Genomic DNA, 12,349 nt, shown 5'->3' on the forward strand with positions numbered 1-12,349 from the left:
AGTGGGCTAAGTCAAAACCGAGCAACAAAGAGTAAATAGCCCCTAGGCAGAACTCTTTGGGCAGCGCCTGTTAGGCATTAATGCTACGTTATCGCCTATTTATGGGGAATAACCACACTGTATAGGCTCTGCCTTGCCTAAATACCAAACAGACTGCTGCAAATTTAACCTTGAAAGATCAACAGACCTTAGTCTTTTTCTAATGATAACAATAACACATGATAAGACACACATGCTTTGTTGTTTATTAGTGGGTATGCATTACATACCTGTTGAAGTGCCGACTTTGTAAGTAATCCACGGCGTGTATTACTGTGATTTTGCGTTGTCGCACCAATAGCCTTAATAGATTTAATGGCTTTTAAAGGCGTTGAGTAAGTATCGGTATAAACCAGTTTTTGTGCGCTGTTTATAACAAAACCTGCCTTTTGGACTGATTGGTTTATATATAGCTCGCTATTAAATGTATTTATATGGCTGTTTGAATCAAGCGCTGCAAAGGCTGTTTTAATTTCATTAAGTGACCCTGAAACTACTGTACTTATATACGCTTTTCCACCAGGTTTTAAAGCACGGTAAAGCGATTGCATTAGCTTTTCAAAATTAGCTGACCACTGCACTGCAAAATTACTATAAATTACATCAACACTGCTTGCTTGTAGCGGTAAGTTATCCATATCGGCGCAAATACGTTGCGTGTTTAATGCGCTGCTTTTTAGCATGTTTAAGCTTAAATCCATTGCTATAACGCTACCGAATACACTTTGTAATGAGTGCGTATTAACAAGTGGACCTGCACCTAAATCTACACATACCTTGTTTTTATTGTGTTGCTGCGTGTTTATTAGTTTAAATAAATCACTTGCAGCCTGTTTTTGTACATTAGCATGCTTGCTGTAGCCATCGGCCGCTTTTGAAAACTTACTTTGTGTAGATTTTTTTAAAGTATTGCTACCCACATTTTTATGGATATTAACACCATTAGAATCATTTTTTATAGCTGTAAGCGTTGCAGGCGTGTTTATATATTTCTGCTTTTGCGCAGTGCTAGTATTGCTAAGTTTTTGGGCAATCATGCTATTGCGCCTTTTAAGTGCTCAATAAGCGTGGTTATATCTTGCTTTGTATGGGCGGCAGTAAGTGTAACGCGCAAACGCGAGGTATTATGTGCAACCGTCGGGGGCCTAATTGCAGTAAGCCAAATACCATTTTGCTTTAGTTTTTCAGCCGCTTTTAAAGTATGTTCAGCACAGCCTAAAACAATGGGTTGAATAGCAGTATTTGATTCCATTACCGCTATGCTTTGCTGTTTTGCCAATTGTTTAAATAATGCAATATTGGCATTTAGCTTATCGCGTTTATCATCAGCTGTTTTTATGCTTTTAATACGCGCAAGTGTGTGGCTTGCCATAAGCGGCGACATAGCGGTTGAATACGTGTAATCGCGATTAAATTGCAGCATGTAATCAATAAACTGTTTACTGCCTAATACACACGCGCCACTACTGGCGACTGCCTTACCAAAGGTAATGATTAATATATCTGGCAGCGTTTGAGTAATAAACGCTTCGCAACTGCCCAAACCGGTTTTGCCTAATGCACCAAAGCCGTGTGCGTCGTCAATCATCAGCCATGCGTTGTGCTGTTTTGCAAGTGCGAGTAATTCTTTAAGAGGCGCGGTATCGCCATCCATCGAAAATACGCCTTCGCTTATAATTAGCTTGTTTTGCGCTTTTGATTTTTCGAGCCGTGAACGTAAATGGTTCATGTCGTTGTGATTAAAACGCACTAATGCCGCGTTAGAATGCATAGCCCCGTCAATCAAGCTTGCATGATTTAACTTATCTTGAAAAATAGCGCTGTTTTGCGCAGCCGCTTTATCTTGAAACAACGCTTTAATTACGCTGCTATTAGCGCTAAACCCTGAGTTAAACAACATGCCTGCGCCATAACCCAATTGCTTACATAAGTATTGTTCGAGCGCTTTTTGCTGCGCCTGATAACCCGTAACCAAAGCAGAGCTGTGACTCCCTAATGCGTGGGAGTGATTAAGGTTAACAGCCTCATCTCCAAAACCTAAGTAGTCGTTACTGGCAAAGTTAAGGTAGGTTTTATTATTAACCGTTATGGTACGCGCGGTTGAATGCTCTACTACGTGGCGTTTACGAAGCAGCGCATCTTGCAGGCGAGCCTGCAGATGCGTATTTATAAAATCAAAAGGCATAGTTATAAAAAGCCTACGCTTCGTAAAATAATTCAGAGGTTGCTTTATCGGCCACTTGCGATGAAAGCGAGGCTTCTACTGCTTCGTCTGAATAGTCGTGACGTTTTTCTGGGTTCATGCCTAATTTTTTAATTAGATTCATATCGGCGTCAGCGTCTGGGTTTTCGGTGGTAAGTAGTTTATCGCCATAAAATATTGAGTTAGCGCCTGCAAAAAAGCACATTGATTGCATTTGCTCGTTCATGGCGTTACGCCCTGCCGATAAACGCACATAGCTATGTGGCATCATAATACGCGCTGTTGCAATGGTACGTACAAATTCAAAGTGATCTAAATCGTCTATGTTTTCAAGCGGTGTGCCTTTAACTTTTACAAGCATATTAATAGGCACGCTTTCTGGCTGTTGTGGTAAATTAGCTAGTTGCATAAGTAGTCCAAAGCGGTCGCTTGCTTGCTCGCCCATGCCGACTATTCCGCCTGAGCATACTTTCATACCGGCATCGCGTACGTGGTCAATGGTATTTAATCTATCTTGAAAAGTACGGGTTGATATAATTTGCTCGTAATACTCAGGCGATGTATCGAGGTTATGGTTATAGTAATCAAGCCCAGCGTCTCGAAGTTCATGAGCTTTTTCGTTAGTGAGTTTACCCAGCGTCATGCAGGTTTCTAACCCTAGCTCTTTTACTTCTTTAACCATTTGCGAAATGTATGGCATGTCTCTGTCTTTTGGATCTGACCATGCAGCGCCCATACAAAAACGGGTCGCGCCTTTTTGTTTTGCAAGGCGCGCTTGCTCTACTACTTTTTCTACTTCTATTAAGCGTTCGCGTTCTAAATCTGTTCGGTAATGCCCCGACTGCGGGCAGTACTTACAATCTTCTGGGCAAGCGCCTGTTTTAATTGATAACAACGTAGAAATTTGCACTTCATTTGGGTTGAAGTTAGCACGGTGAACCGATGCGGCTTTAAAAAGTAAATCGTTAAATGGCATTTCAAATAATGCTTTAACTTCAGCGTGGGTCCAATTGTGACGAACAGGTGCAAGTTCCATAATACTCTCTTATTTTTTCTCAACGGTGATATTGGCTTAGTCTACGAGTTGAAGTAACATTGTCAACGAAGCCCACCAAGTTAAAGTTTACATATGATTAAAAAGAATGCGATTGACCTTGATTTTGATCGTGAGCACATTTGGCATCCATATACATCTATGACTAAGCCAATTCCGGTATATCCCGTTACACATGCAAATCACAACATTATTCACCTTGAAACTGGCGAGCAATTAATCGATGGCATGGCCTCGTGGTGGAGCGCAATACATGGCTATAACCACCCTGTTATAAATAACGCCATGATTGAGCAAATTAATAATATGAGCCACATTATGTTTGGCGGTATTACACATAACAGCGCGGTAGAGCTTTGCAAAAAAATAGTAAATATAACGCCGCCGAGTTTAACTAAAGTGTTTTTAGCCGACAGCGGATCGGTAAGTGTTGAAGTAGCAATAAAAATGGCGCTGCAGTATTGGTTAAGCCAAGGCATTACAACAAAACAAAAATTAATGACGCCTTACAAGGGCTACCATGGCGACACCTTTGCAGCCATGAGCGTATGCGACCCCGTTAACTCAATGCATAGTTTATATTCAGGCTTTTTACCTGAACACGTTTTTGTACCTGCACCGGTTAGTCAATTTGGGGGCGAGTTTAACCAAGCTGAAGCCAAAGAGCTTGAAGAATACTTTAAAGCAAACCACAGCCAAGTAGCCGCCTTTATCATTGAGCCTATTGTACAAAACGCGGGTGGGATGAACTTTTATCACCCCGATTATTTAGCCTGCGTTCGTAAATTGTGCACCCAATATAATGTACTGCTAATTTGCGACGAAATAGCCACTGGCTTTGGCCGTACAGGTAAATTATTTGCTGTAGAGCACGCCAATATAGAGCCCGATATAATGTGTATTGGTAAAGCATTAACTGGCGGATCAATGACGCTATCGGCCACTATAACAAGTGATAAAATAGCCATTGGCATAAGCGAAGGTGAAGCAGGTGTTTTAATGCACGGCCCTACGTTTATGGGCAACCCGCTTGCCTGTGCTGCGGCCTGCGCAAGTATTGATTTATTACTTGAGCAAAACTGGCAACAACGAATAAAGCAAATAAATACCCAACTACAACAACTTAATAAATGCAGTGAACTAGATGCGGTTGCCAATGTACGTACCTTAGGTGCTATTGGTGTTGTTGAGCTAAACGAGGCTGCTGGCAATGTTGATGTTGCTAAAATTCAGGCTTATTTTGTAGAGCAAGGCGTATGGATACGTCCATTCGGTAAACTAATTTACCTTATGCCACCGTATATAAGTGACGACACCAGTATAAAAACACTGTGTGATGCCATTTACAATGCCATTAAAGGCAAGCATTACGCTTAATAGCCGGTCTCAATAACTAATCCTAATACAGGTTATAGGGCTATTTTCTGTAACCTACCGCTACATTTAGTGTTTTTATCTATTAAGCGAGTTTGTGGTTATTGATCTCGTTAACTATTAGCTATATGATAATGTCTATCATTTACAATTACCTTTTTGGACTTCTTTGCTATGAAATTACTATTTAAACCAGCCAAAACTTTAGGTGCAAGCCTTTTACTAGCCTCGGCGTTTATGGCTCAACCAGTATTAGCTAACGGCCCTATTGGCGAGCATGTTAATCATCTTCAAGCTAACCTTAAAAGTTACGCAGAAGAAGTAGAATGGATGGTAGGCAAAGTTGATACCATGGTAAGCGACTACGACACTAAAGGCGCAAAAGCTGTAAAAACTGATGATTTAATTGAATATTGGGAATCAGTTAAGTTTCACAGCGCAATAGAAACTAACTTCGTACCGGTATACGCTTCTATTTGGCAGGGTCTTTATGGCGTAAAAATGGCCATTGATAATAAACAGCCTGCTGAGGAAGTTCGTAAACAACAAAAAGCGATGAACATAGCCTTGTGGCAAGGCCTTGGGGCTGTTAAGCTTGCTGCAAAATTCCAGCAAAAAGGCTTGTTAGACACTGTAAAAGCTACCGCTACAAAAGAAATGACACAAAGTGCCACAATTGATGAAATTAAGCACAAATTAGACCGTGTAGTAGCTAAATTTGCTGAGCGTTTACAAGACGAAGCAACTGAAATTGTTCACGATACTTATCTACACCTGTTTGAAGGCGTTGAAGGTACACTTATTGAGCAAGACGCTAACCTAGTTGAAGTGCTGGAAAAAGACTTTAACGTAACACTGCCACTAGCAATTAAAAACAGCAAAAGCGTCGATGAAGTACGCGATGTGATCAGTGATATGCAAACAAAATTAGACCGCGCTAAGGTTTTAATAGAAAAAGCCGAAAAAGCCCGTAAGGATGTATTTTAAGTGAAGCGTAGGACCTTTATTCAAGGCCTAGCTGCGTTAGGGGTGGTTGGCTCATTGCCACTGCCTCTTTCTCGTGCGCTAGCCGCTGATATAGCAAACCCAGTTTCTGTTGATGATTTACCAAAGCTTAAAGGCGAGTTAACTCTTTATTTAGGCCGAGGCGAAGGTGGTTTGTATGAAAACGTATTGCAAGCAATCCAGAAAAAAAATCCAGACTTTAAACTCGGTATACGCCGAGGTCCTACTGCTGCTTTAGCAAATACGATTGTTGCAGAAGCTAAAGCCGGCGTTCGCCGCGCTGATTTATTTTGGGCGGTTGATTCAGGCGCGATTGGTTTAGTAACCGATGCAGGCCTTGCACAACCTATCCCAAGTGATTTATCTGCTCAGTTACAACCACAATTTAGATATAAAGAGTGGGCTCCAGTAACTGGCCGTATTCGTACATTGCCATATAACACGTCGCGTTTGACCAAAGATAAAATTCCAACAAGTATTATGGAAATTGCCGACAGCGATTTAAGTATTGGTTGGGCGCCCGCCTACGCTTCTTTTCAATCATTTGTAACCGCAATGCGAATTTTAGAAGGCGACGACAAAACCGCTAAGTGGCTTAAAAAGATTAAAAAACGCGCTAAAACATACGCTGGAGAATTAGGTGTTGTTATGGGCGTTGAGCGCGGTGAAGTTGATATTGGTTTTGCTAATCACTATTACACATTGCGTTTAAAATCAGGCAAGCCTAATGCTAAGCTTGATTTAGCATTTACACAAAATGATGCGGGCTGTTTAGTTAATGCATCGGGTGTATTAGCGCTTAACGACGATCCGCTTGCTACTAACTTTATGCGTTACTTACTAAGTAAAGAAGTACAAGGTTACTTAGCCAGTGAAGCGTACGAAATTCCGTTAGTAAATGGTATTACCCAACCTGAGGGTTTACCATCACTTGCTAATATTTCTCCACCTAAAGTAGATTTAACACAGCTTGCTGATTTACGCCCTACTATAGATTTGATGCGTAGCAGCGGCGTATTGTAATGAGAATACCTGCCTCTTATCCAATGGCGCTGCTTGCAGCGCTTGTTGCGCTTACCCCTGTTTATGTATTAATAGTGCTTGCAAGCGATGCAAGTTCCGTTTTTGATAGTCATAATTTAAAAATTTTAGGTAATACCTTAGCCCTAATGGGGTTAACGGTTTTAGGCTCCATTTTAATTGGTGTGCCACTGGCCTTTATTAGTGCGTATGTGCATTTACCATTTAAAAAACTATGGCTGGTATTTTTTGCAGCGCCTTTAGCTGTTCCCAGTTATATAGGTGCGTTTACCTTGTACGCGGCCTTTGGTCCGGGCGGCGAAATAAACACGTTAACCGGTATAGAAACCCCTTCTATGTATGGTTTAACGGGCGCCGCCATTGTAATGACCTTATACACATTTCCATTTGTAATGATGACCACTCGCTCGTCCTTACTAAGCCTTGATGCAAGTATGGTTAACGCCGCGCGTACACTGGGTATGTCGATGACACAAAGCATATTTAAAGTCATATTACCGCGTGTAGTAAACGGCATAGCCGCAGGCTCATTGCTGGTAGCGCTTTATACGTTGTCAGACTTTGGTACACCCGCAATGATGCGTTTAGATACATTTACCCGTGTTATATACGTTGAATACAACGCCTTTGCGTTGGGCCGTGCAGCCATGCTTTCGCTTCAACTGATGGTTATTGTTGGCTTTTTACTTTTAGTTGAATCACAAATAAAAACAGCCCCTGAGCGCCAAGGTCGCCCGTTAATTTTATTCCCAAGCAAACTACAGTTAAGTGCAATATTTATTACGTTTGCACCTGTTTTACTGCTCGCTATTGGCTTGCCTTTGGCTATATTTTCGCTTTGGTTAGCTCGTGATGGTTTTAGCTCATTTGATTTTAATATTGCGTGGAACTCTACGTATGCGTCGGGTATTGCGGCAATTGTAGCCGTTATCGTTGCGATCCCCGTTGCACATGCCGCACTGAGTGGAAAAGCGGGTCGTATAATGGAGCGTGTTACTTACTTTGGTTTTGGTATTCCGGGTATAGTAATGGGCACAGCGCTTGTTTACGGTGGATTGCAGTTGCCGTTTTTATACCAAACACTAGGACTGCTTATTATTGCTTATATGCTGCGGTTTTTACCACTTGCTGTAGGCTCTGTTAGAACAAGCACCGAACACTTAGATCCAAGCTTAGTAAAGTCTGCGCGCGTATTAGGGGCAAGCCCACGTGAAGTATTTACTCGTATAACACTGCCTTTAACTATGCGCGGTATTATCGCCGGTGCAGCACTGGTATTTTTAGAGTCAATGCGCGAACTCGAAGCCACGCTACTACTTGGCCCAACAGGGTTTGAAACCCTCTCTACATATTTATGGCGTGTATACGAAGCGGGCTATTTTGGTCGCGCTGCTATTCCTGGATTATTGTTAGTAGTGATATCTGCCTGCGGGTTAGCTATTATGATGTCTGGCGAAAAACGCAACCAGTTTGAACATTAAGGATTTAAGAAACAATGCTATCTGTAAGTCAGTTGTCTATAGATTATGGCAGTAACCGCGTAGTAAGCGATTTAAACTTATCGCTGGGTGAAAACGAAATCCTTATGCTTGTAGGGCCAACAGGTTGTGGTAAAAGTACAATTTTACAAGCCCTTGCTGGCCTTATACCTATTAGCGAAGGCGAAATAAACACAGGTAAATGGCGCGCTACACCCAAATTAACAATACCTCCTGAAAAACGCAGTGTAGGTATGGTTTTTCAAGATTTTGCGTTATTTCCGCACTTAACCGTACAGCAAAACATTTGCTTTAGATTAAAAGATACAGCCCCTGCTGAGTATTGGATAAACCTACTTGGACTGAGCGATTTTAGAGATAAAAAACCAGCAACGCTTTCTGGCGGACAAAAGCAACGTGTTGCACTTGCGCGAACCCTTGCCCACCAACCTGATTTTGTATTGCTTGATGAGCCGCTTTCAAACTTAGATGCCGCCCTTAAAGACATGCTTCGTTGGGATATTAGAAACGCACTTAAAGCAGCTGGCGTACCTGCGATTTGGGTAACACACGACCAAGAAGAAGCACTCTCAGTTGGCGATCGTGTTGGTATACTTAAAGGCGGCAAAATTCAGCAAATCGATACACCCGAGCGCTGCTTTAGTACCCCAAATAATCGCTTTGTGGCACGCTTTTTAGGTGAAGCCAGCTTTATTAGCGGCCAATTTAGCCAAGGACAAGCCACTACCTCAATTGGTAATGCTCCCGCTCATGGCGTTGACTGTGAAAGTGGCGACGTTGATGTACTACTTCGACCAGATGATGTGTTACTTGTACAAAGCAGTGTTGGCAATAACGGCGAAGTAATTTGGGTACGTTTTGAAGGTGGCAGCCGCTTGTGCGCTGTAAAACTTGCGTGCTCTACGGTTGTAACTAGCCGAGTAAGCCATGAAGTTGTGGTAAACCCTGGCGACGAAGTGCATGTATCACTAAGTACCTCGCACCCATTAGCGGTTTATAAATCTATAGACTGATTAAAATATTGATGTAGGCATTAATTTAAACATTAATACCTACATCAATACTTACTATTTAGACCCAAAATTCAGTTTAAATACGTTCCCCGTTAAAACCCTATCTCGCTTAAAACTAATACTTTTTACCTTTAAAAAACTCACTATAGTCAATAAACAACAATAATATGCAGGTTAAATTATGAACCTCTTGCTATTAATCAGCTGTTGCTGTTTACTGAACAAAGATTAATGTTAAATAGTTCCTCTCAGATATCACTTATCAGGTTACGCCTTTTATATTAGTTAAAACCACACACAAACATTGAAACACATTATTAAGCATTGCTTTTAGCTAACGAATTATAAAAATAAAGCTATATTCAAGTATTGCTGAACCTTAATTATCCTTTAAACGTTTATAAAATTGTTCAGCCCTTAATGGTACAAAGGATCTAGATAGTGAATAAAATAAGTACCAAGAAAGAACTCTTAGAATACTCCGAAAGTATTGTAAACACGGTTCGAGAACCACTGATTGTTTTAGACCAACATTTAAGAGTAGTTACAGCAAGCCGCTCATTTTATGAGTTTTTTCGCGCTAATCATAAAGACACAGTCGGGAAACTAATATACAACCTTGGTAATAATCAATGGAACATTCCCAAGCTTCGTGAATTATTAGAAACCATATTGCCTCAAAAAACGAGCTTTGATGATTATAAAGTTGAGCACAATTTTAAAACAATTGGTTGGCGTACAATGCTGCTCAACGCAAGGCAAATTAAACGTACTCAGTCAAAAGATCGTATTATTTTATTGTCTATCGAGGACATTACTGAACGTAACGCAATTCAAGAAGGACTCGTAAAAGCGAATAAAGAGCTAGAAGTGCTAACGAGTGACTTGGAAAGTGCTGCTCGAGTTAAATCAGAGTTTTTAGCAAATATGTCGCATGAACTGAGAACCCCACTTAATTCTATAAATGGTTTTTCTGAGGTGCTCTACGATGAAACATTTGGCACTTTAAATGACAAACAAAAACAGTATGTTAAAAATGTATTGGTGAGCGGCAAACATTTACTGTTACTTATTAATGAAATACTGGATATGGCAAAGATTGAAGCAGGCAAAATGAGTCTCACCATCTCTCATTTGCCGATACGCCAAGTATTGCACGAAATTACAGGGCTTACAGCAGATACAGCTAACCAGAAAAAATTAAATATGTGTCTTGATATTGCTGATGACTTGCCACCAATTGAAGCTGACTCCCTTAAGGTTAAACAGATACTTTATAATTTGCTTTCAAATGCAGTGAAGTTTACACCCGATGAGGGTCAAATTGGCGTTAAAACACGACATACTGATACAGAAATAGAAATAATAATTTGGGATACGGGTATAGGTATTGCTGCTGAAAATATGGAAAAAATATTTGAAGGTTTTTTCCGTATAGAAACCCCCTATTCTAGATTAACAGAAGGTACAGGACTTGGGCTGCCAATCGCAAAAAGTCTAGTAAAGTTGCATGGAGGCGAGTTTGTTATTGAATCTGAAGGTGTTAATAAAGGCACATCGGTTCGTATAACTTTGCCAATTAAACAAAAGTCTGTGGTAAAGCATAATGAAAACCAAAATAGTTATAGTTGATGATAATGCGAATAACCTATTGCTAGAGGAAGATCTTTTACTCATGGCAAATTTTGAAGTATTCACTGCTATGAATGCAAGAGATGCGCTTTTAACAATAAAGCGTGAAACTCCAAAAATTATTATATTAGATGTCCAACTCCCAGATATGTCTGGAACAGAAGTTGCAAAAATTTTGCGTGATGAAAAAGAAACGGCAGATATTCCTATTGTTTTTGTTACCGCTTCTGTTTTACCCGCAGATATAGACCAATTACTGTGTATACCTAACAGTGCGTATATTTCTAAACCTATAGATACACGCACGTTTGCTCAACAAATAAGTTTATATATAAAGTAATGACTACAATTATTTAAACCTTGATACACAGGAACAGTTAATGAAAGATAGCCCTTTAATTTTGGTTGTAGATGACAACCTTCAAAATATTGAACTCATGCAAGCTTATCTTGAACCCAAGGGATATAAAACAGTAACAGCGACTGGCGGGCAACAAGCATTAGATATCTTAGCACAACAACCTGTAGACCTTATTTTACTTGATATAATGATGCCCGGTATGAACGGTTTTGAAGTAACACGCCGTGTTAGAGAAGACGCCCTATTAAAGCTATTACCTATCGTCCTTATTACTGCTTTAAGAGAGACAAAAGAGCGAGTTAAAGGGATTGATGCTGGTTGCGATGATTTTATTACAAAGCCTGTAGATAAAAACGAGCTATTATCGCGCGTTAAGTCCCTTCTTAAGATTAAAGACTATAACGATTTAAGAACAAATTATCAGAAACAATTAGAAGCTGAAGTTGCTCAAAGAACTGAATCATTAAAGCAAGCAATGCTAAGCATTAAAGCCGCATCACTAGAAACAATTAATAGACTAACCAAAGCTGCTGAATACAAAGATGAAGAAACGGGTGCGCACATTCAACGCATGAGTTTGTATTCTGAGGCCGTTGCACGCAGTGTAGGGTTAGATGAGGGAACAGTTGAAAATATTTTATTTTCAGCGTCGATGCACGATCTCGGAAAGATTTCTACACCTGACCATATTTTGCTAAAAGCAGGACAATTAGATGCTGCAGAATGGGAAATAATGAAACAGCACACCGTTGTAGGCGCTAGCATACTTTCGGGTTCTGATTCTGAGGTTATTAAACTCGGTGAAATTATTGCACGCTCACATCATGAAAAGTGGGACGGCTCTGGTTATCCTGATGGCTTAAAAGGTAGTGAAATTCCAATTGCAGCACGCGTAGTTGCTATTGCTGATGTATTTGATGCTCTCTCGTCAAAGCGTCCTTATAAAAAATCATTCTCACAAGAAAAAACATTTGCCATTATTAAAGAAGGTAGTGGGAAGCACTTTGACCCCGCAGTAGTGGATGCTTTTTTTGCAGTTCAAGAAGAAATTTTAGCAATTAAACAAAAGTATGCTGAAAAGTAACACGTCCATAATTAATTAGAGAAAACCCAATGAACGGACCAAAC

General features: G+C 40.4%; 11 protein-coding genes. 8 read left to right on the forward strand and 3 right to left on the reverse strand.

The genetic code is table 11. The annotated features are described in order from the left end of the window. Positions 1-188: 188 nt before the first annotated feature. The 3 genes from GQR46_RS08870 to bioB are packed head-to-tail and all read right to left on the reverse strand — an operon-like array spanning position 189 to position 3,278. Positions 189-1,076 carry a methyltransferase domain-containing protein gene (locus tag GQR46_RS08870; protein ID WP_165740743.1) on the reverse strand — a complete coding sequence of 296 codons (888 nt, stop codon included), beginning with the start codon at positions 1,074-1,076 and terminating at the stop codon, positions 189-191. Then, on the reverse strand, positions 1,073-2,224 hold the full coding sequence (locus tag GQR46_RS08875; RefSeq protein WP_165740744.1) for an 8-amino-7-oxononanoate synthase: 1,152 nt from the start codon (positions 2,222-2,224) through the stop codon (positions 1,073-1,075). The genes GQR46_RS08870 and GQR46_RS08875 overlap by 4 nt, the downstream gene beginning before the upstream one ends. A gap of 13 nt (positions 2,225-2,237) precedes the next feature. After that, the gene (gene bioB / locus GQR46_RS08880; RefSeq protein WP_165740745.1) at positions 2,238-3,278 is read right to left on the reverse strand and encodes a biotin synthase BioB; all 1,041 of its coding nucleotides are present in this window, start codon (positions 3,276-3,278) and stop codon (positions 2,238-2,240) included. Between the two features lie 93 nt (positions 3,279-3,371). Here bioB and bioA point away from each other — a divergent pair, with 93 nt between their 5' ends. The 8 genes from bioA to GQR46_RS08920 all read left to right on the forward strand — a co-directional run bounded on the left by bioA (position 3,372) and on the right by GQR46_RS08920 (position 12,305). Then, positions 3,372-4,673: an adenosylmethionine--8-amino-7-oxononanoate transaminase gene (gene bioA, locus GQR46_RS08885; protein WP_165740746.1), complete on the forward strand. Its 1,302-nt coding sequence runs from the start codon at positions 3,372-3,374 to the stop codon at positions 4,671-4,673. Between the two features lie 171 nt (positions 4,674-4,844). Next, positions 4,845-5,657, forward strand: coding sequence for a hypothetical protein (locus GQR46_RS08890; protein WP_007586790.1), 813 nt, complete (start codon positions 4,845-4,847; stop codon positions 5,655-5,657). After that, positions 5,658-6,698 (forward strand): extracellular solute-binding protein, encoded by a 1,041-nt coding sequence (locus tag GQR46_RS08895; protein ID WP_165740747.1) that lies wholly within the window; start codon positions 5,658-5,660, stop codon positions 6,696-6,698. Continuing rightward, a complete protein-coding gene (locus GQR46_RS08900) occupies positions 6,698-8,197 on the forward strand; it encodes an iron ABC transporter permease (RefSeq protein WP_165740748.1) in 1,500 nt (499 codons plus the stop codon). The genes GQR46_RS08895 and GQR46_RS08900 overlap by 1 nt, the downstream gene beginning before the upstream one ends. A gap of 14 nt (positions 8,198-8,211) precedes the next feature. Further along, positions 8,212-9,228, forward strand: coding sequence for an ABC transporter ATP-binding protein (locus tag GQR46_RS08905; RefSeq protein ID WP_165740749.1), 1,017 nt, complete (start codon positions 8,212-8,214; stop codon positions 9,226-9,228). A gap of 441 nt (positions 9,229-9,669) precedes the next feature. Then, a complete protein-coding gene (locus GQR46_RS20815; RefSeq protein WP_010552739.1) occupies positions 9,670-10,860 on the forward strand; it encodes a PAS domain-containing sensor histidine kinase in 1,191 nt (396 codons plus the stop codon). Next, a complete protein-coding gene (locus GQR46_RS08915; RefSeq protein ID WP_010552738.1) occupies positions 10,835-11,200 on the forward strand; it encodes a response regulator in 366 nt (121 codons plus the stop codon). Before GQR46_RS20815 ends, GQR46_RS08915 begins: the two co-directional genes overlap by 26 nt. Before the next feature lie 40 nt (positions 11,201-11,240). Next, positions 11,241-12,305, forward strand: coding sequence for an HD domain-containing phosphohydrolase (locus GQR46_RS08920; RefSeq protein WP_165728680.1), 1,065 nt, complete (start codon positions 11,241-11,243; stop codon positions 12,303-12,305). Positions 12,306-12,349: the final 44 nt, after the last annotated feature.

Origin of the sequence: Pseudoalteromonas sp. Z1A6 (assembly GCF_011378745.1) — a bacterium.
In the GTDB taxonomy this organism is placed as follows: Bacteria; Pseudomonadota; Gammaproteobacteria; order Enterobacterales; family Alteromonadaceae; genus Pseudoalteromonas; species Pseudoalteromonas arctica.